The sequence below is a fragment of the Lutibacter sp. genome (genome assembly GCF_013139515.1).
Classification (GTDB): Bacteria; Bacteroidota; Bacteroidia; order Flavobacteriales; family Flavobacteriaceae; genus Lutibacter.
The window spans coordinates 23,913-49,878 of record NZ_WTAR01000078.1 but is presented as its reverse complement, the minus strand read 5'-3'; the positions used below and the strand labels follow the sequence as shown (position 1 = coordinate 49,878).

Annotated in this window: 24 protein-coding genes; 8 read left to right on the top strand and 16 right to left on the bottom strand. The window is 29.1% G+C overall.

Annotated features, from left to right (window positions below; all coding sequences use genetic code 11):
- Positions 1-436: 436 nt before the first annotated feature.
- Both GQ540_RS07705 and GQ540_RS07700 read left to right on the top strand, forming a co-directional pair.
- Positions 437-826 carry a DUF1330 domain-containing protein gene (locus tag GQ540_RS07705; RefSeq protein WP_291799730.1) on the top strand — a complete coding sequence of 130 codons (390 nt, stop codon included), beginning with the start codon at positions 437-439 and terminating at the stop codon, positions 824-826.
- The gene (locus GQ540_RS07700; protein WP_291799728.1) at positions 826-2,934 is read left to right on the top strand and encodes a molybdopterin-dependent oxidoreductase; all 2,109 of its coding nucleotides are present in this window, start codon (positions 826-828) and stop codon (positions 2,932-2,934) included. The genes GQ540_RS07705 and GQ540_RS07700 overlap by 1 nt, the downstream gene beginning before the upstream one ends.
- A gap of 12 nt (positions 2,935-2,946) precedes the next feature.
- Here GQ540_RS07700 and rimO read toward each other — a convergent pair whose 3' ends face one another.
- The 6 genes from rimO to GQ540_RS07670 form a co-directional block, all read right to left on the bottom strand.
- Positions 2,947-4,260 (bottom strand): 30S ribosomal protein S12 methylthiotransferase RimO, encoded by a 1,314-nt coding sequence (gene rimO / locus GQ540_RS07695; protein WP_291799726.1) that lies wholly within the window; start codon positions 4,258-4,260, stop codon positions 2,947-2,949.
- Positions 4,261-4,327: 67 nt separating this feature from the next.
- Positions 4,328-5,281: a signal recognition particle-docking protein FtsY gene (ftsY, locus tag GQ540_RS07690; protein ID WP_291799724.1), complete on the bottom strand. Its 954-nt coding sequence runs from the start codon at positions 5,279-5,281 to the stop codon at positions 4,328-4,330.
- Between the two features lie 87 nt (positions 5,282-5,368).
- Entirely contained in the window at positions 5,369-5,521 is a 153-nt protein-coding gene (locus GQ540_RS07685; RefSeq protein ID WP_291799722.1) for a DUF4295 domain-containing protein, read from the bottom strand.
- Between the two features lie 9 nt (positions 5,522-5,530).
- On the bottom strand, positions 5,531-5,716 hold the full coding sequence (rpmG, locus tag GQ540_RS07680) for a 50S ribosomal protein L33 (protein WP_291799720.1): 186 nt from the start codon (positions 5,714-5,716) through the stop codon (positions 5,531-5,533).
- 12 nt (positions 5,717-5,728) lie between these two features.
- Positions 5,729-5,968, bottom strand: coding sequence for a 50S ribosomal protein L28 (gene rpmB / locus GQ540_RS07675; RefSeq protein WP_291799718.1), 240 nt, complete (start codon positions 5,966-5,968; stop codon positions 5,729-5,731).
- 80 nt (positions 5,969-6,048) lie between these two features.
- On the bottom strand, positions 6,049-7,293 hold the full coding sequence (locus GQ540_RS07670; protein WP_291799716.1) for a competence/damage-inducible protein A: 1,245 nt from the start codon (positions 7,291-7,293) through the stop codon (positions 6,049-6,051).
- 96 nt (positions 7,294-7,389) lie between these two features.
- Between GQ540_RS07670 and GQ540_RS07665 the strand changes: the two genes are divergently transcribed.
- Positions 7,390-7,806, top strand: coding sequence for a hypothetical protein (locus tag GQ540_RS07665; protein WP_291799713.1), 417 nt, complete (start codon positions 7,390-7,392; stop codon positions 7,804-7,806).
- 6 nt (positions 7,807-7,812) lie between these two features.
- On the opposite strand, the gene GQ540_RS07660 is transcribed toward GQ540_RS07665, so the two are convergent.
- Entirely contained in the window at positions 7,813-8,424 is a 612-nt protein-coding gene (locus GQ540_RS07660; RefSeq protein ID WP_291799711.1) for a fumarylacetoacetate hydrolase family protein, read from the bottom strand.
- A 117-nt stretch (positions 8,425-8,541) separates the two neighbouring features.
- Positions 8,542-9,381, bottom strand: a complete 840-nt coding sequence (locus tag GQ540_RS07655) for a 1,4-dihydroxy-2-naphthoyl-CoA synthase (RefSeq protein ID WP_291799709.1) — start codon at positions 9,379-9,381, stop codon at positions 8,542-8,544.
- Positions 9,382-9,552: 171 nt separating this feature from the next.
- Between GQ540_RS07655 and GQ540_RS07650 the strand changes: the two genes are divergently transcribed.
- Complete coding sequence (locus GQ540_RS07650; RefSeq protein WP_291799707.1) at positions 9,553-11,943, top strand: GAF domain-containing protein; 2,391 nt, start codon at positions 9,553-9,555, stop codon at positions 11,941-11,943.
- Positions 11,944-11,949: 6 nt separating this feature from the next.
- On the opposite strand, the gene GQ540_RS07645 is transcribed toward GQ540_RS07650, so the two are convergent.
- Positions 11,950-13,170 (bottom strand): Pycsar system effector family protein, encoded by a 1,221-nt coding sequence (locus GQ540_RS07645; protein ID WP_291799705.1) that lies wholly within the window; start codon positions 13,168-13,170, stop codon positions 11,950-11,952.
- A 73-nt stretch (positions 13,171-13,243) separates the two neighbouring features.
- Between GQ540_RS07645 and GQ540_RS07640 the strand changes: the two genes are divergently transcribed.
- The 3 genes from GQ540_RS07640 to GQ540_RS07630 are packed head-to-tail and all read left to right on the top strand — an operon-like array spanning position 13,244 to position 19,325.
- A complete protein-coding gene (locus GQ540_RS07640) occupies positions 13,244-16,945 on the top strand; it encodes a metallophosphoesterase (RefSeq protein ID WP_291799703.1) in 3,702 nt (1,233 codons plus the stop codon).
- Between the two features lie 27 nt (positions 16,946-16,972).
- Positions 16,973-18,157 (top strand): alpha/beta hydrolase-fold protein, encoded by a 1,185-nt coding sequence (locus GQ540_RS07635; protein WP_291799701.1) that lies wholly within the window; start codon positions 16,973-16,975, stop codon positions 18,155-18,157.
- Between the two features lie 10 nt (positions 18,158-18,167).
- Positions 18,168-19,325 carry a C1 family peptidase gene (locus GQ540_RS07630; protein WP_291799699.1) on the top strand — a complete coding sequence of 386 codons (1,158 nt, stop codon included), beginning with the start codon at positions 18,168-18,170 and terminating at the stop codon, positions 19,323-19,325.
- 1 nt (position 19,326) lies between these two features.
- Here GQ540_RS07630 and GQ540_RS07625 read toward each other — a convergent pair whose 3' ends face one another.
- From GQ540_RS07625 to GQ540_RS07600, 6 genes are all read right to left on the bottom strand, one after another.
- On the bottom strand, positions 19,327-20,088 hold the full coding sequence (locus GQ540_RS07625; RefSeq protein WP_291799697.1) for a type 1 glutamine amidotransferase domain-containing protein: 762 nt from the start codon (positions 20,086-20,088) through the stop codon (positions 19,327-19,329).
- Between the two features lie 10 nt (positions 20,089-20,098).
- Positions 20,099-20,521: a DNA-binding protein gene (locus GQ540_RS07620; RefSeq protein WP_291799671.1), complete on the bottom strand. Its 423-nt coding sequence runs from the start codon at positions 20,519-20,521 to the stop codon at positions 20,099-20,101.
- Positions 20,522-20,523: 2 nt separating this feature from the next.
- Positions 20,524-22,191 (bottom strand): 2-succinyl-5-enolpyruvyl-6-hydroxy-3-cyclohexene-1-carboxylic-acid synthase, encoded by a 1,668-nt coding sequence (gene menD, locus GQ540_RS07615; protein ID WP_291799669.1) that lies wholly within the window; start codon positions 22,189-22,191, stop codon positions 20,524-20,526.
- 76 nt (positions 22,192-22,267) lie between these two features.
- Positions 22,268-23,338 carry an isochorismate synthase gene (locus tag GQ540_RS07610; protein ID WP_291799667.1) on the bottom strand — a complete coding sequence of 357 codons (1,071 nt, stop codon included), beginning with the start codon at positions 23,336-23,338 and terminating at the stop codon, positions 22,268-22,270.
- A 3-nt stretch (positions 23,339-23,341) separates the two neighbouring features.
- Positions 23,342-24,196 (bottom strand): alpha/beta hydrolase, encoded by an 855-nt coding sequence (locus GQ540_RS07605; RefSeq protein ID WP_291799665.1) that lies wholly within the window; start codon positions 24,194-24,196, stop codon positions 23,342-23,344.
- 6 nt (positions 24,197-24,202) lie between these two features.
- Positions 24,203-24,619: a PaaI family thioesterase gene (locus tag GQ540_RS07600; RefSeq protein WP_291799663.1), complete on the bottom strand. Its 417-nt coding sequence runs from the start codon at positions 24,617-24,619 to the stop codon at positions 24,203-24,205.
- A gap of 76 nt (positions 24,620-24,695) precedes the next feature.
- Between GQ540_RS07600 and GQ540_RS07595 the strand changes: the two genes are divergently transcribed.
- The gene (locus GQ540_RS07595) at positions 24,696-25,196 is read left to right on the top strand and encodes a hypothetical protein (RefSeq protein ID WP_291799661.1); all 501 of its coding nucleotides are present in this window, start codon (positions 24,696-24,698) and stop codon (positions 25,194-25,196) included.
- A 64-nt stretch (positions 25,197-25,260) separates the two neighbouring features.
- On the opposite strand, the gene GQ540_RS07590 is transcribed toward GQ540_RS07595, so the two are convergent.
- A complete protein-coding gene (locus GQ540_RS07590) occupies positions 25,261-25,965 on the bottom strand; it encodes a hypothetical protein (protein WP_291799659.1) in 705 nt (234 codons plus the stop codon).
- Position 25,966 lies beyond the last annotated feature (1 nt).

Sequence of the window (25,966 nt, the reverse complement as noted above, 5' to 3'; positions counted from 1 at the left end):
GGTTTTCATTGCTGTTAGCTTCTTGCGCCATTAAATTTTGTGTCAAAAAAATAAGTACTACAAATAGTGTACTTATTAACTTTGATTTAAAAAAACGCAAATTTCTAATGTTGTTTTTGAGTAATTTCTTCTTCATTTGGTTAGTTTTATAATATAATTTTATTAAAAATATTGTTATTTATTTAATAACTCTATGACTATTATCATTTTATGATATAGCTAAATGCTTGAAAAGCAAGATAAAAAGTCCGAATCATCAAATAAACTGTAACACACAAATATAATTTTTTTTTATTAACTCACTTTAAAAATAAAAAAAGTAATAGGTAATCATTCCTAATAGTTCCTATTTATTGTATTTTCACTAAAACCTTTTTTGAAATTAAAATATAAGGTTTAAACAAGCTAAACAACTAATTTCTATAATTTAAAAACTATGTTAACCAATCATATTCATCCTTCAAAAGCGCAAATAGCACAACTAAAAACATACCCTCAAAATACCCCAATTACCATGCTTAATATTTTAAAATTTAAAGCCGTTACTTCTACCAATGAGGCCGGAGAAGAAGCTTATGCTCATTATTTTAAAAATGTAGCTCCTTTTGTTGTGCAAGCTGAAGCTAAATTAATTTGGAAAGGAAATGTACACACAAGCATAATTGGTACTATTGAAAATCAACCAGATATTGCATTTTTAGTTGAATACCCTACTATAAATCACTTTTTTGGAATGATTTCTAATCCTGAGTATCAAAAAATTGCCATAGATCGTTCTATCGCTTTAGAATACGGAGGTTTAATTGCTTGTGAAACTGCACAATAATGGGTACAATTAAAACGCATTACCGCACTTGCAATCTTTGTGAAGCTATGTGTGGTTTAGAGATAAAGCATAAAAATAATACCATTATTTCAATAAAAGGAGATAAAAAAGATGAATTAAGTAATGGCCATATTTGCCCAAAAGCAACAGCCTTAAAAGATGTATACACTGATAAAAACCGACTTAAAACACCTATTAAAAGAACTAACAACGGATGGAAATCAATCACTTGGAATGAAGCCTACGATGAAATTGAAACGGAATTAAAACGTATTCAAACAAAATATGGTAAAAATGCTATTGGTTCCTACAGAGGTAATCCAACTGTACATAATACAGGGCTTATGTTATTTGGAACTCCATTTCTTCAAAGTTTAGGCTCAAACCAAAAATATACAGCTACTTCAGTAGATCAATTACCTCATCATTTTGCTTCATTACATATGTTTGGGCATTATCTCATGTTTCCAATTCCTGATATTGACCGGACTGATTTTATGTTAATTATGGGTGGAAATCCCGCAGTTTCAAACGGAAGTATTATGACTGCTCCAGATTTCTCGAACCGATTAAAAGCAATTAAAAAGCGTGGTGGAAAAGTTGTTGTAGTTGACCCAAGATTTACTGAAACTTCTAAAATAGCAACTTCACATTTTTATATAAAACCTGCTACTGATGCATTATTGTTGTTATCGTTAATTCATGTAATTTTTGAAGAAAACCTAGAATCATTAGGGCATTTATCAAATCATACTACAGGGCTTGAAACTTTAAAAAAACAAGCTAAAAATTATGCGCCTAAAAAAACAGCAAAGTACATTGGTTTTACTTCGGAAGAAATAAAACAACTAGCACTAGATTTTGCAACTTCAAAAACCGCAGTTTGCTATGGAAGAATGGGTTTATCTACTCAAGAATTTGGTGGTTTATGCCAATGGTTAGTGACTATTTTAAATTGTATCACAGGAAATTTAGATGTTGAAGGCGGTGCATTATTCACAAAACCTATTATAGATATTGTTGGAATGTCTAAAATAACTGGAAAAACAGGTAGCTTTAACAAGTATCAAAGTCGTGTTCATAAATTACCAGAATTTACAGGTGAATTCCCTGTTTCAACACTTGCTGATGAAATTTTAACACCCGGAAAAGATCAAATAAAAGCAATGATTACCATTGCCGGTAACCCCGTATTATCTACTCCAAACGGAAAAAAACTTGAAAAAGCATTTGAAAGTTTAGAGTTTATGGTAGCAATTGACATTTATTTAAATGAAACTACCAAGCATGCCAACATTATTTTACCTACAACTACTGGTTTAGAAACTGCTTTGTACGATTTAGTTTTTCATCAGTTTGCTATTAGAAATACTGCAAAATATTCAGAAGCACTTTTTGAAAAATTTGAAGAACAACGTCACGATTGGGAAATTTTAAAAGAATTAACAAAGCGTTTTACAGGTAAAGAAAACCTTTTAAATTTAGAGCAAACTTTAGATTATATGTTGCAATTTAGTAGTTATACAACACCAAAAATTTCAGTAAATGAATTAAAAAAACACCCTCATGGAATAGATTATGGCGCCTTAAAACCACAATTACCTGAGCGTTTATTTACTGCTGATAAAAAAATTGCATTGGCTCACCCTTTATTTATTGAAGATTTAAAGCGTTTAAATTTAAAACTAGACAAATTAACTACTGAAAAAAACCCAAAATATCCTTTTTCATTAATTGGAAGAAGACATTTACGTTCTAATAATTCCTGGATGCACAATAGTGTAAGATTAACTAAAGGAAAGGAACGTTGTACACTATTAATAAATGATAAAGATGCCTCGCAATTAAATTTAAAAGATGGGCAAATAGTTAAAGTAACATCAAATGTTGGTGAAGTTCAAATTCCTATTGAAATTACAAATCTAATAATGGCTGGCGTAGTAAGTATCCCTCATGGTTGGGGACATCATAGAGAAGGTATAAAATTAAAAATAGCCCAACAACATGCAGGAGTTAGTTTAAACGATTTAACCAACGAAAAAAACATGGATACCTTAACTGGAAATGCTGATTTTAGTGGTACAAAAGTACAAATAAGTAGTAGCTAAAATGGTTAACTACTAGCCTACAGGCTCTCCATACAAGTCAAACTCAGTTGCAGACGTAATTTTAATATTAGCAAATTTCCCAACTTGTACATAATGTTTAGTGGCATCAATTAACACTTCATTGTCAACATCTGGCGAATCAAATTCTGTTCTTCCAACAAACTGATTTCCATCTTTTCTATCGATTAAAACTTTAAATATTTTATCAACTTTCTCATGATTTAGCTCAAAAGAAACCTGACTTTGCAGTTCCATTATCTCGTTAACTCGTTGTTGTTTCACATCTTCAGGAACATCATCTTCTAAATCAGCTGCCGTTGTATTTTCTTCATGCGAATAGGCAAAAGCTCCTAAACGTTCAAAACGCATTTCTTGTACCCAGTTTTTTAATTCTTGAAAATTAGCTTCAGTTTCACCAGGATACCCAACAATTAACGTTGTTCTAATTGCCATATTTGGAACAGATTTTCTAAATTTAGCAATTAAATTGGTAGTTTTCTCGTGAGAAGTTCCTCTACGCATAGATTTTAAAATATCATCATTTATGTGCTGCAACGGAATATCTAGATAATTACACACTTTTGGCTCGTTATGTATTACTTCTAACACATCTAACGGAAACCCTGTTGGAAATGCATAATGCAAACGAATCCACTCAATCCCATCAATTTTCACGAGTTCTTTTAGTAAATCAGCTAATGCTCTTTTCTTGTAAATATCTAATCCGTAATACGTTAAATCTTGCGCTATCAAAATTAATTCTTTAATCCCTTTTTTAGCCAATTTAGTAGCTTCAATTACTAAATTTTCTATAGAAGTTGATACGTGTTTCCCTCGCATTAAAGGTATTGCACAAAATGAACAAGGTCTGTCACAACCTTCAGCAATTTTTAAGTATGCATAATGAGTAGGAGTTGTAGTTAGGCGCTCACCTATTAACTCATGTTTATAATCTGCATCTAAAACCTTTAGTAAATTAGGCAAATCATGAGTTCCAAAAAATTCATCAACATTCGGGATTTCTTTTTCCAAATCTGGTTTATATCGTTCACTTAAACATCCAGAAACATATACTTTATCTACTTCACCTAACTCCTTTTTATTAACGTAATGTAAAATGGTGTTTATAGATTCTTCTTTCGCATCTCCAATAAAACCACACGTATTTATGACAACAATGTTTCCATCTTCGTTTTCATCTTCATGAACAACATTTTTGTCGTTTGCTTTTAATTGCCCCATTAACACTTCACTATCGTAAACGTTTTTAGAACAGCCTAAAGTAACTACATTAATTTTATTTGATTTTTTTGATTTTGTTCTCATATTCTTAAAGATAAAAAATCACACTTAACTAAGAAAGTGTGATTTTTTTTTAAATACTATTAATTTTTTATTTGAAAAATGAATCTACAAATTCAATTTTATTGAATACTTGTAAATCATCTATTCCTTCACCAACGCCAATATATTTAACTGGGATTTGAAATTGATCTGAAATACCAATTACCACACCACCTTTTGCTGTTCCGTCTAATTTAGTAACTGCTAGCGAAGTAACTTCAGTTGCTAATGTAAAATGTTTCGCTTGTTCAAAAGCATTTTGACCTGTTGAACCATCTAACACCAATAAAACTTCATGTGGAGCATTTTCAACCACCTTTTGCATTACGCGTTTTATTTTTGTGAGCTCATTCATTAAATTCAACTTATTATGCAACCTTCCAGCTGTATCAATAATTACCACATCTGCATCTTGAGCAACAGCCGATTTTAAAGTATCAAAGGCTACTGAAGCTGGGTCACTTCCCATTTCTTGCCTCACCATTGAAACTCCTACTCTATCAGCCCAAACTTGTAGTTGATCAATTGCTGCAGCTCTAAACGTATCAGCAGCACCAAGTACTACTTTTTTACCAGCTTTATTAAACTGTGCTGCCAACTTACCAATTGTTGTTGTTTTACCAACACCATTAACACCCACAACCATAATTACATAAGGTTTCTTTACTGAAGGTATCACAAAATCGGTTTCATTACCAACATTTGTTTCAGCCAATAAGCCTGCTATTTCTTCTCTAAGAATTTTATTTAACTCATCGGTTCCTAAATATTTATCTTCAGCAACCCTCGCTTCAATTCTTCCTATAATTTTAAGAGTGGTTTCTACACCAACATCTGAAGAAACTAACACTTCTTCTAAATTATCTAAAACAGCATCATCAACTTTAGACTTTCCAGCAACGGCCTTAGATAATTTAGAAAAAAAAGTAGTACTACTTTTTTCTAAACCTTTATCTAGTGTTTCCTTTTTTTCTTTCGAAAATATTTTTTTAAATAAACTCATTTACTACAAATTAATAGTATAAATATAAAAAAAGAAAAGCTACCCTCAATATTGAAAGTAGCTTTAGTATGTATTTGAGAACAAATATTATTTTTTACTCAAAAAGTCTTTTACGTTTGAAGGATCCAAAATAGTTTCAACAAAAGTATAAGCTCCTGATTTTGGAGATTTTACCATTTTAATTGCTTTTGTTAATCTTTTTGCTCCAGTCTGTAATGATGCTACTGATTTCTTTGCCATAATCCTATATTATTTAATTTCTTTATGAACAGTCATTTTCTTCAAGATAGGGTTGAATTTTTTAATTTCCATTCTATCAGGAGTATTCTTTTTATTCTTCGTAGTAATATATCTAGAGGTACCTGGTAAACCAGTAGCTTTATGCTCTGTACATTCTAAAATTACTTGGATTCTATTTCCTTTAGTCTTTGCCATTTCCTACTTTAATTATTTTTTTAAAAAACCTTGTTCTCTAGCTTCTTTAACAACTGCTGAGATTCCTAATTTATTAATATTCTTTAAAGCTGAAGCTGCTACTTTTAAAGTAAGCCATTTATCTTCTTCAACAATATAAAAACGTTTTTTTATTAAATTAACGCCGAATTTTCTTTTAGTTCTATTCTTTGCGTGAGAAACATTGTTCCCAACCATTGCTTTTTTTCCAGTAAGTTCACAAACTCTTGACATATCTCTTGTTCCTTTTTAGTGTATTCTCAAAACGAGATGCAAAAATAAATTTTTAAAACTTAATACACAAACTTATTTTACTAGTTTTTCAAAATTTCTTTCCTTAGTAATTCTAATGCTTTAATTGAAGTTCTTTCAATTACTTTTTCACGTGGTTTACCAAAAAAATATTCGTGCGAAAAAATTGTTGTTGGTGTTGCAATTGCAATAAAAACTGTACCAACTGTTTCATCTGTATCATCAGCTGTAGGCCCAGCATTACCAGTAGTTGCTATTGCATAACTAGTTTTAAATTTTTGTTGAATTCCTTTCGCCATTGCTTCTGCAACTTGCGCACTTACAACTGTATGTTTTGCTATTAATTGCTTACTCACATTTAATTCATTTATTTTTATGAATGCGCTATATGCAATAACCGAACCCACAAAATAATTAGAAGCACCTGCAATTGAGGTTAACATTTTGGCAATATTACCACCAGTACAACTCTCTGCAGTCGCTAAATTTTGTTTTTTTGAAGTTAATATTTTCCCTATTGCAACTTCAATGGTTTCACTTTCATCAAAACCAACAATAATATCAGGAATAATTTTAGTCAGTTTTTCAACTTCATTATGAATTCCATTTTCTAATTGCTCCTCATTTATACCTTTTGCAGTTAATCGTAATCTAAGTTTACCATATGATGGTAAATAAGCTAATTTTATAAAATCAGGCAACATACTTTCCCAATCTTCAATTCGCTCAGCAACCATACTCTCACCCATTCCGTATGTTACTATTGTTTTATGGAGTATATATGGCAATTGAAACCTTTCCTTTAATTTTGGCAATACACTATTTTCCATCAAGCCTTTCATTTCATTTGGCACTCCTGGAAGTGATACAACAACTTTACCTTTATTCTCAAACCACATACCTGGTGCTGTACCTAAATAATTTTTAAAAACAGTACAGTTTGAAGGCACTAATGCTTGTTGTTTATTAACTTCTGTAAACGGGTACTTAATTTTAGCAAACAACTCTTTAATATGTTCAACCAATTCTTCGTTCAAAATTAAGGTATCTTCAAAATACTCAGCTAAAGTTAATTTAGTAATATCATCTTTTGTTGGCCCCAAACCACCAGTTACAATAACAATATCACAATTAGCCTGCGCCTCCTTTAAAGCTTTTAAAATATGTTCTTTATCATCTTGAATTGATGTGATTTGATATACAGAAACACCAATTTTATTTAATTCCGAAGCAATCCACTTCGAATTTGAATCCAATATTTGACCAATTAAAATTTCGTCTCCAACAGTTATTATTTCTGCATTCATTTATTCTTTTTATTATTTAAACAAATGTACTAATTACTACGCAACCTTTTTAATATTTTGTATCTGATTAATAACACCTCTAAATCTCTATAAGCTATGGACAACTATGAAAACTTAACCGATAAAGACCTTCTTTATCAAATTGAAAATTGCACATTTCCTCCTGAACTCTTTAAACATGAAGTTCAATTAAAACTTGCTTGGATTTTAATTAATACCTACGGTTTAGAAGTTGCTACACATAAAAATTGTAAAATTAAAGAAAATTATTATGTAAACTCTTTACATAGTGACAAATTCAATCGTCCATTAACAAAAGCCTATACAGAGATTTTACATTATTTCATGGAAAAATCTTCAACTAAAGATTTTGATAAATTACTGAGAGAATTTCCTAGATTGAAACACAATTTTAAAAATTTAGTAAAAACACATTACGGGTATAATATTTTAAAAGAACACCGTAAAGAAGAAAGTTTAAACCCTTTAGGGACTATTTTATTTACCTTTTAATAAATTTTATTTCACTTTAATTGAAAATAATTCTTGGTCTTCAATTCTTCCAACAAGTATGTCATTTTCAACCACTCTTCCAACACCAGCAGGAGTTCCTGTAAATAATATATCACCTTTTTTTAATGTGAAAAACTGAGAAACATAGGCAATTAACTCATCAACTTTCCAAAGCATTGCATTTGTATTTCCATCTTGTACTAACTCTTTATTTTTATGTAGTGAAAATTGTAGATTAGTTAAATCTCCCAAATTCTCTTTTTGAATAAACTTTCCAATTACAGCACTACCATCAAACGCTTTTGCTTTTTCCCAAGGCAACCCTTTTTCTTTACATTTATCTTGAATATCACGCGCTGTAAAATCAATTCCTAAACCAATTTCATCGTAATATTTATGTGCAAATTTCTCTTCTATATATTTCCCTACTTTATTTATTTTAACCAACACTTCAACTTCATAATGAATATCATTTGAAAATGGCGGAATAAAAAAGGGTTGCTTTTTAACTAAAATTGCAGAATCTGGCTTTAAAAAAACTACTGGATTTTCAGGTTTTTCATTCGCTAACTCTTCAATATGTTTTGCGTAATTACGCCCAATACATATAATTTTCATGTACTCCTTTTTAATTTCCCCAAAGGGGAAAAATTAATTATACTTTTAAATTTATAATAGATTCCTGCCTTCGCAGGAATGACATCATAAAATTTTTAATTATTAATTGTCAATTATTTATGGAATCCATTTTTTCTCAAAATTAGGTTTACGCTTTTCTAAAAATGCATTTCTTCCTTCTTTTGCTTCATCCGTCATATAAGCTAAACGAGTAGCTTCACCTGCAAAAACTTGCTGTCCAACCATACCATCATCAGTTAAATTCATAGCAAATTTCAGCATTCTTATTGATGTTGGAGATTTTGCTAATATTTCTTGCGCCCATTCATAAGCTGTATTTTCTAATTCTTCATGAGGAATTACAGCATTTACCATTCCCATTTCTAAAGCTTCTTGAGCTGAATAATTTCTTCCTAAGAAAAAGATTTCACGTGCCTTTTTTTGCCCAACCATTTTTGCTAAATATGCTGAACCATAACCACCATCAAAACTCGTAACATCAGCATCAGTTTGTTTAAAAATAGCATGTTCTTTACTTGCTAAAGATAAATCACATACCACATGTAAACTATGTCCGCCACCAACAGCCCAACCTGGCACTACTGCAATTACAGGTTTTGGCATAAAACGAATTAAACGCTGAACTTCTAAAATATTTAAACGATGATAACCATCTTCACCTACATAGCCTTGATGACCACGTACTTTTTGATCTCCACCACTACAAAACGAATAAACTCCATCTTTACTTGATGGTCCTTCAGCAGAAAGTAACACTACACCTATTGAAGTGTCTTCTTGCGCATCGTAAAAAGCATCGTATAATTCTTTGGTTGTTTTTGGTCTAAATGCATTTCTAACATCAGGTCTGTTAAACGCAATACGTGCAACGCCATTGCATTTTTTATAAGTTATGTCTTCAAATTCTTTTACAGTTTCCCAATTTATTTCTTTCATTTCTTATAAATTTATGCGTAAAAATAAATTATTTTAATGGTTTAAAAAATTAATAAATTAAAAGATGTAAATGTTACTTTAGTAACACATAAACTAACCTTATAAATTAAAGTCGTAATTTTGCCATACAATTAACGACAAATTTTATAGCTATCTATTTAAATTTAACGAATGAGAATAATACCTTCTAATTATACTAAAAGTACAGATTTACCATTGAAGTTAAAACTTAGCTTTGAGGCAGTATTTGAGTATCTTGAAAAAATTGCGAAAGATGAAACTAGTTTTCAACAATCATCAGCAATAAAAATTTTAGAAGAATATAAAAAATATCCTGTTTTAAGAGATGGTTTTGAAGACTTTAGCTATTTAGAAAAATATAATATTGAAATTGATAAATTACTAGATATTTTATTTCCTGAAGTTTTACAAAGCAATGAAATTAAAGCTGCAAGTATTCCTTTTGAATTTACAACATTTAAACTTTCTAAAAGGTTTCAGCAAATTTTAGATGATGCTGGAGATGATTATGAATTAAAATTGCGAAATTTTGATGAATCTAACATCTATATTTTAACCTGCACATTTATTTTAGCTTACTATTACAATGTAAATATTGATTTTAGACGTCCATTCTTTTATGACATTCCAAATAAAAAAACTGGTATTACTCGTCATTACAGAACCTTATTTAATGGTGACTTTTTTAAAGTTAAACCCTTAAAAAATGCTATAAAAATTACTGACGATGATGTTAAAATTTTATTAGATAATTTTAACAATATTGATATTTGGAAAGAAAAATTCCCGCCAAATAGTTATGAATTTAAAGGTTTTGGAATTGTTAATTTATTTGATGTAACGCCTGACCAATCTTTATCTAATTTAAAGGAAAATTTATTAAAAAAAGATAAACATTCATTTCATGAAATAGAACAAAGTATTTCAAAGTTATTTGGCTCTACAACTATTAAATTTGGGTTTTCAAATTATAACTTAAATAAAGATCGATTAAGTTTTAGAAAAAATCAAAATCAAAAAAGTTATTTATTCAAAGAAGGTAACGGCCTTAAATTTGGCGATTTCTTTTGTAAAGGAATTGTATCTAAAGTGTTTAAAAATAAAGAGTTACTAGCAATTTCAGATATTGAAAAATACGGAAAAGGAACAAATTATAACGGTTTATATAAAGTTTTAAAAAGTCATGACATACAAAGTATCATACTAGTTCCATTAAAGTTAAGTGATGAGCGGTTTGGAATTATGGAATTGGTTTCAGAAAATAAGTATGAATTAAATTCCATTAATGCATACAAACTAAAAGATGTAATTCCGGTTTTTAAAATTGCTATAAGTAGGCATATGGAAGAGTTTGAGAATAAACTTGAATCTGTAATTCAAGAAAACTATACTTCATTACATCCAACGGTAAAATGGCGATTTTATGAAGAAGCCGAGAGCTACCTCCATAATATTGAAGTAGGCAACAGTACATCTAAAAACCTAAAAAGTATTGTTTTTAAAAATGTAGTCCCATTATATGGTCAAAGTGATATTAAAGGTTCTTCAATTGCAAGAAATAATGCCATACAAGCAGATTTGGTAAAACAATTAAACTTAGCTTCAAAAGTGATTGTAAAAGCTGATGCAAAATTTAATTTACCTATTTATAACGATTTATTATTTAGAATTAACGAATGCTTGCATAATATTAAAAAAGGATTAAATTCTGGAGATGAAGTAATGCTTACAAACTTTTTAAGAAAAGAAATATACCCCGTTTTCAACCATTTAAAAACGTTAGACGAGAATTTAAACACTGAAGTTAAAAATTACATGCAACAAATTGATCCTCAGCTACAAGTAATTTATGATAAAAGAAAAAAATACGAGGATAGTGTTACTATTTTAAATGAAGAATTAGCCAATTTTATTGATTCCAAACAAGTTGAAGCTCAAAAAATGTTTCCACATTATTTTGAACGTTACAAAACTGATGGCATTGACTATAATATGTACATTGGACAGTCTTTAGTACAAAATTCTACCTACAATGAAATGTACTTGCACAATCTTAGACTTTGGCAATTACAACTCATGTGTGAAGTTGAAAATATTGCAAATAATTTAAAAAACACCTTAGAGCATCCTTTAGAAATAGCATCGTTAATATTAGTTCATAGTACACCGCTAGCTATTAAATTTAGAATGGATGAAAAACGTTTTGATGTTGATGGTGCTTACAATATTAGATATGAAATTATTAAAAAGCGTATTGATAAAGCACTTATTAAAAATACTACGGAGAGGTTAACACAACCTGGTAAAATAGCTATTGTTTACAGTCAAAAAAGTGATGCTAATGAATATTTAAAATATATTAAACATTTACAATCAACAAATCAATTACTTGATACAATTGAACATCTTGAATTAGAAGACTTACAAGGTGTTATAGGTTTAAAAGCGTTACGAGTTTCATTAAATTACCATACTAAAACTGAAGAAAAAATAACTCTAAACGATTTAATGAATGTTATTAAAGATGATAATTTGAACTAATACAAATTAAATTCCACTATTTTTCATTAACTGAAAAGCAATAATAAATGTAACTACAGAAGCAATTATACCAACCATAAAAATATTATAGGCAATACGCAATAATCTATATTTTTTATCGAGTACAATTCCTAAAAAATATAAATCTTTCATTAATGATTTATATAAATAATCACGATCATTCATTAATTCAGTCATACCTGTTTGAAATTCTTCTAAAGGCATTTTATGAAAGTTTCCAAAAAACAATAAATTAACTTTTCTATCCTCAACATCTTTCTTTGTAAAAGTTCCGGAAGTTACTTTAGGTCGTGTAGATAATATTGAAAATATCATGGTAACAACAGAAACAAATAAAAATAACATTGTTGGGTATATTAAATAATAATTATCTGGCTTATCTAATTTAGGAAACAACGTTGATAGTGCAATTGACAAAATAATTGCACTTACAGATAGTAATATATTCGCCTTAGTATCAGCAATATCACTTAATTTTATATGGTTTTTAAGCGTCACTCTATACATCGTTTCTATTCCTCTATCTGGTCTATCATCTTTAGCTTTCTTACGCTTTATTTCGTCTTTTTTTAATTTATTTTTTTTGGTAAACTCTTCTTCTTTGGCTATAGATTTACGTAAATCTTTTTGAATTTTTAGCCAATTTGAAGCCTTTTGAGAACCTAGCTTATTAAAAGTATAGTTAGTGAAATATGTATGTTCTCCATAAAATCTATTATTTTCTTTTAACCACTCAATTTCCGTCAAATGCTTATCGCAAAATTGTTCCCATTCAGACCTTAATAAATTTGCATTTTCACTAAAATTTTCAGTTCCTAAATGAAATAAATCCGCGTCACAAATAATTTTTTCAAGTTTAGAAGTTGGCTTCTGTGGCATTCTAGTAGCTTCTATAATTGAAAGAACTTTTGCTATCTTTTCTTCATCTAGCCCCTTTTTAAACAAATATTTTTGAGCTATTTTTTGACTTTCTTTTTCATGATTTGGAGCTCCTTTTGTAAAACCTGTGTCGTGAAACCAAGCTGCTAGTAAAAGAATTTCTAAATCTTCATTTGAAACCTTTTCAGCTAAAGCAATTTCATTCACGGCTTCAACTACTTTAAGTGTATGATTATAATTATGGTAAACTACACGTGGTGAAAGTTCATTTTTCAATAAATTAAAAATGAAATTATTTACTTCCTTAAAAAAATCGTTTTCTAACATTTTAAAAAATTAAGTATAGAATCAAAAGTACATAATTTTATGTACTTTTAGATTTTAAAACTAGATACTTTGTATGAGTCGAAATTCATTTATTAAACTTTCAATTTTATTAATTAGTACACTTTTTACTAATTGCGCTACTTACAACTTGCAACTTGCAAAGGAAGTCGAAAATTGGAACATAAATAATAGTGCGCAAAATTATGAGATTGAGCATACTTTTTATTTAATTGGAGATGCTGGAAATGCAAATATGAATGAAAGCTTAACTCATTTTTCACTTTTAAAAAACGAACTTTCATCAGCAAAAGAAAACACAACAATTTTATTTTTGGGTGATAATATTTATGAAAAAGGAATGCCTAAAAAAAACCATCCAGAAAGAGCATTGGCTGAACATCGATTAAATGCTCAAATTGATTTAATCTCTAATTTTAAAGGTCAACCTATATTTATACCCGGAAACCATGATTATTATAGCAATGGTATTAAAGGTTTAGAAAGGCAAGCAAATTATATTAAAGAAAAATTAAACGATAAAAATGCTTTTTTACCAAACAATGGTTGTCCACTTAAGAAAGTTGAAATTTCAAATGATATTGTTTTAATTATTGTTGATTCACAATGGTATTTAGAAAATTGGGATGAAAACCCAACTATGAATGATAATTGTGAAATTAAAACACGAGAACATTTTTTTCAAGAATTTGAAAGCCTTATTAAAAAAAATGCAACCAAAACAACATTAATTGCTATTCATCATCCAATGTTTAGCAATGGCTCACATGGCGGACAGTTTTCTTTTAAAAAGCAATTTCACCCTGCAAACAATAAAATTCCGTTGCCTTTGTTAGGTACATTGGCTAATTTACTGCGTAAAACAAGTGGAATCTCTCCACAAGATATGCTAAATCCATTTTATTTGGAGCTTAAAAAAAGACTGGTTACTATTTCACAAAAATCTGAGAAAGCAATTTTTGTTTCTGGTCACGAACATAATTTACAATATATTATTAAGGATAAAAAACCTCAAATTGTTAGTGGTTCTGGTTCTAAAACTTCAGCAGTAAGAGCTGTAAATGGCGGTCAATTTTCTTATGGTGGTTTAGGTTATGCAAAAGTAGTAGTTTATAAAAACGGTGCTTCTTGGGTTAATTATTATTCAGAAATTAATGGTGAGCAACAATTACTTTTTAAAACTCAAATTCATAAACCAACAGTCCTAAAAAAGGACTATAATATTACAAATAACTTCCCAAAAACTATAGCTGCATCAATTTATAAAGAAAATGAAGTTAGCAAAGGAAAAACATTTAAAAGTTTTTGGGGAGAACATTACCGTAACTATTATGGAACAAAAATTAGTGCTCCAACAGTACTTTTAGATACACTTTTTGGAGGTTTAATTCCTACAAGAAAAGGAGGCGGAAATCAATCACGTTCCTTGCGTTTAGAAGATAAAAATGGCAAAGAATATGTAATGAGAGCCTTACGTAAAAGTGCCACACAATATTTGCAAGCTGTTCCTTTTAAAAATCAATACATTGAAGGTCAGTTTGATGATACGTATACTGAAAGTTTATTATTAGATATTTACACAACTGCACATCCTTACGCTCCTTTTACCATTGGTAAACTAGCTGATGCAGCAACAATTTATCATACAAATCCTGTACTATATTATATTCCAAAGCAACAAGCTTTAAAACATTTTAATGAAGATTTTGGTAATGAGTTGTATATGATTGAAGAACGTGCAACTTCTGGTCACGGTGATGTAGAAAGTTTTGGTTTTTCAAATAAAATTATTAGCACAGATGATTTATTAAAAAAATTACGAAAATCTGATGATTATTCTGTTGATGAAGAAACCTACATACGAGCTCGCTTATTTGATATGCTTATTGGTGATTGGGACAGACACGAAGATCAATGGCGTTGGGCTGAATTTAAAGATGGAAAAAATACTATTTACAAACCTGTTCCAAGAGATAGAGATCAGGCATTCTCTAAATATGATGGGTTTATTTTAGGGTTTTTAACACGTGCAATTCCAACATTAAAATTAATGCAAGTGTACGATGATGAAATGAGAAGTGTAAAATGGTTTAATTTAGAACCTTATCCTTTAGACAAAGCTTTAATAAACACATCAACCTATAAGAATTGGGAAGAGCAAGCTAAATTTCTTCAGCAAAATATAACCGATGAAGTAATTGAAAATGCTTTTAAGCAAATGCCAAATGAGGTTAATGATGAAACTATTACTGATATAAAAATAAAATTGAAAGGTCGTTTAAAAAACTTACTTAAAATTGCGAACATATACCAAAAACATTTATCTAAATATGAGGTAGTTACTGGAAACGATAAAGACAATTGGTTTGATATTGAACGTCTAGAAAATGGAATAACTTCAATAAAAATTTATAACATTAAAAATAATAAAAAAGGAAGTTTAACCTTTGAAAAAACATACTCAAAAAATGAAACTCATGAAATTTGGGTATATGGTTTAGATGATAAAGATGTTTTTAAAGTAACTGGAGTTAGCAAATCAATAATTCCTCTACGAATTGTAGGTGGGCAAAACAATGATACATATATTATTGAAAGTGAAAAAAAAGTCTCTATATATGATTACAAAACAAAAAAGAACACATTTACAACCAATAAAGGCAAACAAAAGCTCTTTAATAATTACGAAGCAAATTCATACAATTACAAGAAATTAAAATACAGTCAAAACCAATTAATACCATCTATTGGTGCAAATCCTGATGATGGCTTCAAAATTGGTTTTAATAATATTTTTACGGTGTATGGTTTTGAAAGAAATCCATTTACACAACAACACACCTTAAATGCAGCTTACTTTTTTGCAAATAAAGGCTTTGATATTCAATACAATGCTGAATTTGCTTCAATTTTCAACAATTGGAATTTACTACTTGAAACTAAATATACAAGCCCAAACTACACTATAAATTTTTATGGTTTAGGAAATGAAACCATCAACAATGAAGATGAACTTGGCGAAGATTATCATAGAGTTCGTTTAAGTACTTACGCAGCTACTCCATCTTTAAAATGGCAAGGGCGCATGGGAGCTACATTTAAAATTGGCGGACTTATTGAAAGTATTGAGGTTGAAAAAACTGCAGACCGATTTATAAATACTATTGATAATATATTAGACAAAAGAAAAACGTATGCTGGTGCTAAAACCTCCTATTTATATGAAAATTATGACAATAAAGCATTTCCAACAACAGGTATGAGTTTTTCTTTTGAGGCTGGATGGAAAACAAATATTGATGATAATACTGAAAATCACACATTTATAACACCTTCATTAAGCTTAAATCATAAAATTTTACCCAACGGAAAAATAGTTTTAGCAACAAAATTGAAAGGAAATATACTAATTGGTGATAATTTTGAGTTTTATAATGCCGCAAGTATTGGTGGCCTTGATGGATTACGTGGTTATAGAAATCAACGTTTTTCTGGTAATAAATCATTTTATCAAAATACCGATATTCGTTTTAATTTAAGACAAGTTAAAACTGAATTATTACCACTTCAAATTGGATTATTTGGCGGTTTTGATTATGGAAGAGTTTGGCTTGATAATGAGAATTCAAATGATTGGAAAACGTCATACGGAGCTGGTTTATGGCTAGTTGGTGCAGAAATGATTAATTTAAACTTATCTTTATTTAATTCAAAAGATGGTGCATATCTTAAATTTGGCTTAGGATTTAACTTTTAAAAACAAGAACCCTAATTATATCTAAAAATGAAAAAAATATTATTACTCACTATACTAATTTCAAATTACATGTTCTCGCAAAACATAGAACATAAAAAATTTGAATCTGAAGAATTAAATAATGAACGGTATTTAAAAATTTACACACCGCCTAATTATGAATTAGATTCAACAAAGCAATATCCCTTAACCATTGTTTTAGATGCTGAATATTTATTTGACACCTATGTTGGAAATGCAATTTTATTTGCCAATAAAGAAAAAGCTCCTGAACAAATTATTGTTGGTATTAACCAAAACTATAGAAGTGAACGTTATGAAGATTGTTCTTATTCTAAAGAAAATAGCTTTCCAACACAAAAAGGTGAAGCGTTTTACAGGTTTATAAAAAGTGAAATTTTCAATTATATGGAAGAAAATTACAGAATTTCACCTTTTAAAACAATTGTAGGAAATACATTAACTGCTAATTTTATCAATTATTTTTTAGTTGAAGATTACCCAAGTTTTAATGCATTTATAAATATAAATCCATATTACGCACTAGATATGCCTACATTACTTCAAAACAAAATAGAAACAATTAATGATGAAAACATTTATTATTACTTAAGTAATACCAAATACAATTCTGAAAAAAGAAAAACTGCTATAAACAAAACAAATTTATTACTAGAAACTTCTGAAAACCCTACATTTAAATACAAGTACGATTCTTTTGATAACAGTTCTAAAACCGCTTCAATAGGACAATCCATTCCAAGTGCTTTAGCTTTTATTTTTGAGTTATATTCTGCTATTTCAAAAGAAGAATTTGAAACAAATATTAAACATTTATCACCATCAGAAGCTATTGCTTATTTAGAAAATAAATATGTTGAAATTGACTATTTATTTGGAAGTAATTTAAAAATTAGAGAGCGTGATATTTTTGCTGTTGAAGGTATTATTTTAGATAAAGAAAATGGAGATTATTTAAAAAACTTTGGAGAAATGATAAACAAATTATATGAAGAATCTCCAATTGGAGATTATTATATTGGTCGTTATTATGAAACAGGAAACAAATTAAAACAAGCCTTAAAATACTATAAGGATGGTTATATGAAACTACCTGAAGGCGATCCAAATGCTGATGGTTATTATGAAAATATTGAACGAGTATTAAACAAAAGAGATGGAATTTACGTTGAACCAACAAATCAAAATTAATTATTTAACCATGAAAAAATCTATATTATTTTTCACATTATTATCTTTTACAACTTTGTTCTACGCTCAAGAAGATAGTTTTGTAAAAACAACTATTCCTCAAGATCAAAAATACAGTTTCACCCCAATTATTGACATTGAAGCAAGTTCAGTTAAAAGTCAAGGAAAGACCGGTACTTGTTGGAGCTTTTCAGCTTCTTCTTTTATTGAATCTGAAATTTATAGAACTTCCGGTGAACTTATAGATATTTCAGAAATGTACAATGTTCGCCATACTTACCCAGTAAAAGCTTGGAATTATGTGATGCGACAAGGAAAAATACAATTTAGTGAAGGTGGTTTAGCACATGATGTATTAAACTCAATTGCTTCAAATGGTTTAGTACCTGAAAGTGCATACTCTGGATTATTAAATGAAACCAAACAACACAATCATTCAAAGCTAGTTCCAGAACTTAAAAAAGTGTTAGATGCTTATATTAAGAATGATAAAAATTCACTTCATCCAAATTGGAGAATTGCAGTTGATTCTATTTTAGACAGTCATTTAGGAAAAGTTACAGAGAATTTTATGTACAATGGTGTTTATTACAATCCTAAATCGTTTTTAGAAATGACAAAAGTGAATACCTCAGATTATATTACGCTAACTTCATTTATGCATCAGCCGTACAATTCAAAATTTATTTTAAATATTCCTGACAATTTTTCTAACGGAACTTTTTACAATATAAAACTTGAAGAATTAGTGGATGAAGTAGATAATGCACTAAAAAAAGGCTATACAATTGCTTTAGATTGTGATGTTTCTGAAAAAACTTTTTCATCAAAATATGGTGTTGCAATAATTCCAAAAAACATAGAAAATAATGAAAAATCATTAACTTATATTGTTGAAGAAAATGAAATTACTCCTGAATACAGACAACAAGAATTTGAGAATTACAATACTACTGATGATCATTTAATGCATGTTATAGGTTTAGTTAAAGATCAAAACAATACTGAATATTACAAAGTAAAAAACTCTTGGGGAAGTACAGGTGAACGTATTGGAAATGGTGGTTATGTGTATATGAGTAAAGCCTTTTTTAAGTTAAAAACTATTTCAGTATTAATACATAAAGATGGTTTAAGTGAAGTTGTAAAAAAGGAATTTAAAATTTAATTTACACCGTTAACATTTTAATGAATTCTAAAGAAAAATTATAAACATCTCCAGGCCAACGTGCTGAAACGTAATTTCTATCTCTTACAATAAAACCAGGTTTTAAATTATTTTTACTGTCACGTGTAATTGGTGTTGGACCTTTTAAAAAATTAGAAGAAGTTGATAGTGCCGCTTTTATTTCGTCTTCAACAGTAAGTCCAGGATATGTTAAATAATAATCTTTTAAATTAAATCTCGTCAAATTATAAGCTAATAACTCTTGAGTTTTTAGCAATGCGGTTGTTTTGTAATTATACAAAATAGATTTACCTGTTTCTAAATGTATGCTTCGTGCGGCTAAAACTACACCATGGCAAATTGCACCAATAGATTTTTGAGCTAAGAAAAAATCAACAACATATTGTTGCAAAATTTTAGATTCTAAATACTCTTTTACCGTTTTATCATGTCCACCTGGCAACAATAATCCATCAAAATCTTCAACATTCACTTCATCATATTTCAATGGATTACAAAATGAAGGTTCTTTTATCATTTCAAAATAGGCATCAACGGCATCTTTTCTTGCTTTTAAAACCGATTTAAAGATTCCTAACCCTTTTCCATTCAACATTCTTTCATCTGCTGAAGCTTTTGTTCCATTAGGTGTAATAAATACAATTTCTATATTTTTTTCAGAAAGTAATTTCCAAGGTATTGCCACCTCACTAGGATCAAATCCAAAAGTTGGAATTGGTAGTAATACCTTTTTTAAACTCATTTTAAAACTACTAATTTAATATAACCAAGTTAATTCCTTCTTCAGAAATAGTGATTAGTTTTTGTCTAAACAAACCACCAATAGCACTTTTAAAACCTTTTTTACTCATTCCTAATTGATATTTTATATCATCAGGAGAGCTTTTATCGTGCAACCCTAAAAAACCATTCTGTTGTTTTAGCGCATTTAGTATTATAATTTCATTTTTAACAATTGTTTGTTTAAAACCAACTGCTTGTAAACTAACATCAATTTTTTCATCTTCACGTATTTTTTTAACGTAACCAACTAATTTTTGACCCTCCTCTATTTTTTGATACAATTCACTTTTATAAAGCAATCCCTCAAATTCCTCATTTATTAAAACTGTAAAACCCATACCTGTGTTTCTTACAACTATTAAGTCAACCTTATCACCTACTTTTAAATCCATTTTTATTCTTTTAAATTGTTGAAATATGCTTTTAATATTTGATCGTTTTCTTCTCTTGGTGTAAATATTTCTAATAATTTCGGAAGTTTTGATTCTCCATAAAAATTAGAAAGTTGCGCATCTAATTCGGCCTCATTTTTAGCTGTATTGTATTCAAATTTATGCATTTCACACAAATGTTCAGCAGTTAAATTATGAGGCGTTTCAAAATAATCTAACGCATTAGATGCTTTAGGCCCAGGAATAAATCTAAAAATTCCTCCACCTCCATTATTTACAAGTATAATTCTAAAATTACGTGGTATGAAGTTATTCCAAAGTGCATTGCTATCGTAAAAAAAGCTAATATCACCCGTAACAAAAACTGTATTTCCCCTTGCTGAAAACGCTGCACCAATTGCTGTGCTTGTACTTCCATCAATCCCACTAGTACCTCTATTACAAAATACACGTAATGTATTATCTATATCAAATAGTTGTGAATATCTAATTATAGAACTATTTCCCAACTGTAATTGTGAGTTATTTGGTATTGAAGGTAACAGTTTGCTAAATACTTTTAAATCTGAAAATGCACAATTACCTATAAACTCTTGATGCTTTTTTAATCTAACCGCTTTCTTTTGTAGCCAATAGCTTTGATAATTACTCTCAGTAGCTTTTGTTAAAAAGAAAAACTGACTAAAAAATAATTGTGATGATATTTTAAAATGATGCTTTAAACAATGAAATGTATCAAATGCTCTTTTCGCATCTGTATGCCAATGATGTTTTGGCTGATATTTACGTATGTGTTGCTTTATTTTTTTTGAAACAATTAACCCTCCTAAACTCAATAAAATATCTGGTTGAAATTTCTCCAACTCACCATCATCTAAAGGAAAAATTAACTTATCAATACTATTTATAAATTTTGAATGCGAAACATTGGCCGTATTTTCAATTAAAACTAATACTGACGGATCTTTAACTAAATGTTCTAACTGCGTTTGTAATAAATCATCAGGAAAATGTTCGCCAACCAGCACCATTTTTTTAGTGGAAGCATCCCAAATATCAGCATATTTTTGAAGCTCATCTACATCTAATGGAATTTCATCAATTAAACTTGTTTTAACTTCTGAAACAATTTCAGATTTACTATAATTTATTGCTTCTTTTTCATACAAAGGCTCATCAAAAGGCACATTAATATGTACTGGTCCTTTTTTAGTTATCGCAATTTTAAATGCATTTTCAATACATTTTTCGTCATTTTCAGAACCTAAGTTAGCGCTAAACAAAATATGATTTTTAAAAACATTTTCTTGTCTAATTGTTTGTCCATCACCCACATCAATCAAATGTTTAGGTCTATCTGCTGAAATTATTAGTAAAGGAATATTGCTATAAAAAGCTTCAGCAATTGCAGGATAATAATTTAATAATGCTGAACCAGATGTGCATAATAAAGCTACTGGTTTTCTAGTTTGCTGTGCAATTCCCAATGCAAAAAAAGCTGCGCAACGCTCATCAACTATAGATAATATTTCAATTTCTTCAGAGTCATTAAAACCAATAATTAAAGGTGCATTTCTAGAACCTGGAGAAATTACAACGTTGCTTATATTAAAATTTTCACAACTCGTAACCACAAGTTGAGCTAATTTATTTTTTGGAAATTGACGCATGGATATTCTAAAATTAAAGTTGCAAAGTTACGGAAAGTTATTCTAGTTTCATTGTATGAAATTTAGCAATAAATTATTACAACACCTTTTTCATAACCTCAGCTTTTGAAACTGTTTCTTCCCATTCTTTTTTCGGATTACTTTCTGCAGTAATTCCACCACCAATATAAATTGAAGCTATCTTATTTTCAACTTGCATACAGCGTAAATTCACGAAAATATTCGTATTATTTTCAATGTTTAACTCTCCTAAATAACCAGAATAATAGGCTCTGTTATAATTTTCATTTTCTACAATAAATTTAGTTGCATTCTCTTTTGGTAAACCACAAACTGCAGGTGTTGGGTGTAATGAATGTATTAATTGCTCCAATAAATTATCCGATTTTAATTCACCTGAAATATCTGTTCTTATATGAATTAAATTTCCTGCTCTAACTGAATATGGTTCAGAAATTTTAATGTTTTTTATACTATTTCTTATTTGATCTAAGATATAATCGGTAACAAATTGCTGTTCTTGTTGTTCCTTTTCTTTCCAAACAACATTGGTAGTGTTTTTAAACAACTGTGTACCAGCCAAAGCCATTGTTTTAAATTTAATATCAGTAACATTAATCAACCGTTCTGGAGTTGCTCCCATCCATAAACCAACTGCTGGATGAAACCACAAATACACAAAAGCATTTTTATAGTTATTCAACATTTTTTTTAATGTATTTATACTATCAAAACTAGAACACTCAACCTTTTCTTTTCTTGACAACACCACTTTTTTAGTAGCACTACTATTAATGAAATTTATGCCTTTTTGAACTAATTGAATATGATTTCCTTCTGAATTTTCATCAAAAATAACTCTAAAAGTTGAATTATTATAGTTCTCATCAAGTACAAATTCTTCTGAAGTTTTTGCAGTAATTAAGTTACATTTCTTAATTGGGAAAAGTATTTTTTTTTCATTTTTATAAAACGGAGAAAATACAAATCCTTGATCTTTAAATGAATTTAAAAAATATAATTCTTCAGTTTTTTGAATATACGCAGTAATTTCTACTTCATTGGGTTTTCTGAAAACCACAAATGGAAGATTTGAGTTATAAGAACTCTCAATTTTATCAAAAAATGTTACTAAATCTTTCTGCAATTTCTATTCATTTAATTGTTGCACTAACACACTTTTAATCTCCTCAAAATGAGACCAAACTAATCCATGTCCAGCTTTATTCAAAGTTACTAAATCATATTGTTTTGGTGGAAGAATTTCTTTTAAATATAAAGAATTTTTAAACGGAACAATCCAATCTTTATTTCCATGAATACTTATAATTGTTGACGGATTTTCATTCCAAGAAGTTTCAAACTTCAACAAATCTGATTTATGAGTTAACTTCTCTTTTGATGCAGCTTTCCAAATTTTTGGCAACAACCACCTTGTTGCTTTCCATTTATAAAAGTTAAGCACCCAAGGCATTGGTTCAACTTCTGAATATACTTCCGGAGCAAGTAGGATAATTTTTTTATATTCATTATTAGAAGCCAAAGCTATTGGTCCTCCATAAGAATAGCCAACTAAAATTGTATTTTTCTTATTTATATTATTAATTAAATCTTCTAACATTTTAGTTTCAAAAGCAATAGATTCTTGTACATCTCCAGTATGTTTTAATCCATACCCAACTCTATCGTAAGAAATTAAATTTGCCTTTTCATTTAATGTTGAATCCAATAAATAGTGTTTAAAATCGAGTGCTGAACCTATTGAACCATGAATAAAAACAATTGTTGGTAAAGTTGTATCAATCTTTTTTTGAGTTGTTAAAACTCTATATTCAAACTCTTTAAATGTATTTTTACTAATATAAACCTGGCTATTACTTTCAGAAAAATCATTTCTAATTTTCTCGTCTGATTTGGGTGTTGAAAAACGATAAAATAAAATAACTAATGCAGTAAAAAGTAGCAAAAAAATAATTCCAATAATTTTAAGAAGCTTTCTAAACATACCACTCTACTTCTTCAAAATGTAATTGGTTAATTTACATAAAGAAATTACTCGTCCTCTCTCATCTTCAACCTTAATTTCAACCAAATGTATTGTTTTACCTTTATGTATTATTTTTCCGGTAGCAGTTATCAATCCACTTTTCACACTTCTCAAATGATTTGCTGAAAACTCTATACCACGAACACTATACCTCTCAGTATCAATCGCTAACATAGAAGTTGGACTTCCAACACTTTCAGCTAAAGCCATTGTTGCGCCGCCATTTAAAATTCCATCTGGTTGATGAACTCTTGAATTTACTGGCATTGTAGCAACTAAAAAATCTTCACCTACATCTACATATTTAATTTCTAAAGTTTCCATTAATGTGTTTTCACACATATTATTTAACGATTGAAGTACTGCTTCCTTTTTACTCATAAAAAATTGTTAGGCAGTAAAAATAAGAATTTAAAACTTTAAATAGTACCTTTGCAAATTAATTGTAATTTATAAAATGGCGTACCGAATAAGAATTATTTTAGATGTTAAAGCTGATGTAATTAGAGATTTAATTGTTGCAGAAACTATTAGTTTAGAAGAATTGCATTTTACCATTGCAAAAGCATTTGGTTTTAAAGGGCAAGAAATGGCTTCTTTTTACCAAACTGATGACACTTGGGAACAAGGTGAAGAAATTCCTTTGTTTGACATGTCTGAAAATGGAGACGCAATAATCATGAATAATTTTACAGTTTCTCAAGTATTTAAAAAAACTACAGATAAATTAATTTATGTGTATGATTTTATGGCTATGTGGTCATTTTTTGTTGAATTATCTGAAATTATTACAACCACAGAAACTAACTTACCTAAAATAGCACTTTCATTTGGAGATGTACCAGACGAAGCTCCTGAAAAAGAGTTTAAATCAGAAAAAACGTCTGATAACTTTGACGCTTTTGATGATGAAAGCGATTTAGAAAATATTGATGATTTTGACTTCGATAATTATTGAAGTTAAACTAAACTCAAAAAATAAAAAAACGATCATTAATGATCGTTTTTTTATTTTTTATTGATTATTCCACTCTAAATTGAAATACTTGAGAATTAGAAGTATTGCCTTCATCATCACGGGTAAGCACTTTCCAATAATATGTATTTGTACTCACTTCTTTACTAACATTTTGTAAGGTTACTGTTTCAATCATTGTTGTAGGTGGATCTACATTATCTAAATACACATCATATTCCTTAATATCATTATCAACATCACTTCCTACCCATTCTAAATTTACAGTTGTTCCATTAACGGTTGCTCCCATAACTGGACTTGAAATTTCAGCTGGAAACGGTGCATAAGTTTGGATAGCATCCCCTGAATTATAAAATTTCCAAACAGTACTTGTTGCAGTTTCTATAGTTCCTGTAGCTTTTGAAATTACCCACCATTTATAAGGAGTACTTTTTTGAATAATTATATCAACTTGATTAACCGTAGAATTTGTTAAAAATTCAACATTGGTTAATAAATTTTCAACTACTACTGTGTATGAAGAGGCGTTAGCTGCTTCATCCCAATTAAAATTAACCTTGCTTTGTGTAGTATTCATACTTATTCCTGAATTACACTCTTCATCATTATCTGGAAAAACCAATACGGCTGCTGATGGATTAACAATAACTGGTGGGTCTGGAGTTATTGGTTCATCATCTCCTCCGCCTCCACAACTTAAAAAAGGAATTATAAAGGCAATGCTTAATATATATTTAATTTTGTTCATA

Coding starts and splice junctions, on each gene's coding strand:
- GQ540_RS07705 (WP_291799730.1), top strand. CDS start 437: ATGTTAACCAATCATATTCATCCTTCAAAAGCGCAAATAGCACAACTA.
- GQ540_RS07700 (WP_291799728.1), top strand. CDS start 826: ATGGGTACAATTAAAACGCATTACCGCACTTGCAATCTTTGTGAAGCT.
- rimO (WP_291799726.1), bottom strand. CDS start 4,260: ATGAGAACAAAATCAAAAAAATCAAATAAAATTAATGTAGTTACTTTA.
- ftsY (WP_291799724.1), bottom strand. CDS start 5,281: ATGAGTTTATTTAAAAAAATATTTTCGAAAGAAAAAAAGGAAACACTA.
- GQ540_RS07685 (WP_291799722.1), bottom strand. CDS start 5,521: ATGGCAAAGAAATCAGTAGCATCATTACAGACTGGAGCAAAAAGATTA.
- rpmG (WP_291799720.1), bottom strand. CDS start 5,716: ATGGCAAAGACTAAAGGAAATAGAATCCAAGTAATTTTAGAATGTACA.
- rpmB (WP_291799718.1), bottom strand. CDS start 5,968: ATGTCAAGAGTTTGTGAACTTACTGGAAAAAAAGCAATGGTTGGGAAC.
- GQ540_RS07670 (WP_291799716.1), bottom strand. CDS start 7,293: ATGAATGCAGAAATAATAACTGTTGGAGACGAAATTTTAATTGGTCAA.
- GQ540_RS07665 (WP_291799713.1), top strand. CDS start 7,390: ATGGACAACTATGAAAACTTAACCGATAAAGACCTTCTTTATCAAATT.
- GQ540_RS07660 (WP_291799711.1), bottom strand. CDS start 8,424: ATGAAAATTATATGTATTGGGCGTAATTACGCAAAACATATTGAAGAG.
- GQ540_RS07655 (WP_291799709.1), bottom strand. CDS start 9,381: ATGAAAGAAATAAATTGGGAAACTGTAAAAGAATTTGAAGACATAACT.
- GQ540_RS07650 (WP_291799707.1), top strand. CDS start 9,553: ATGAGAATAATACCTTCTAATTATACTAAAAGTACAGATTTACCATTG.
- GQ540_RS07645 (WP_291799705.1), bottom strand. CDS start 13,170: ATGTTAGAAAACGATTTTTTTAAGGAAGTAAATAATTTCATTTTTAAT.
- GQ540_RS07640 (WP_291799703.1), top strand. CDS start 13,244: ATGAGTCGAAATTCATTTATTAAACTTTCAATTTTATTAATTAGTACA.
- GQ540_RS07635 (WP_291799701.1), top strand. CDS start 16,973: ATGAAAAAAATATTATTACTCACTATACTAATTTCAAATTACATGTTC.
- GQ540_RS07630 (WP_291799699.1), top strand. CDS start 18,168: ATGAAAAAATCTATATTATTTTTCACATTATTATCTTTTACAACTTTG.
- GQ540_RS07625 (WP_291799697.1), bottom strand. CDS start 20,088: ATGAGTTTAAAAAAGGTATTACTACCAATTCCAACTTTTGGATTTGAT.
- GQ540_RS07620 (WP_291799671.1), bottom strand. CDS start 20,521: ATGGATTTAAAAGTAGGTGATAAGGTTGACTTAATAGTTGTAAGAAAC.
- menD (WP_291799669.1), bottom strand. CDS start 22,191: ATGCGTCAATTTCCAAAAAATAAATTAGCTCAACTTGTGGTTACGAGT.
- GQ540_RS07605 (WP_291799665.1), bottom strand. CDS start 24,196: ATGTTTAGAAAGCTTCTTAAAATTATTGGAATTATTTTTTTGCTACTT.
- GQ540_RS07600 (WP_291799663.1), bottom strand. CDS start 24,619: ATGAGTAAAAAGGAAGCAGTACTTCAATCGTTAAATAATATGTGTGAA.
- GQ540_RS07595 (WP_291799661.1), top strand. CDS start 24,696: ATGGCGTACCGAATAAGAATTATTTTAGATGTTAAAGCTGATGTAATT.
- GQ540_RS07590 (WP_291799659.1), bottom strand. CDS start 25,965: ATGAACAAAATTAAATATATATTAAGCATTGCCTTTATAATTCCTTTT.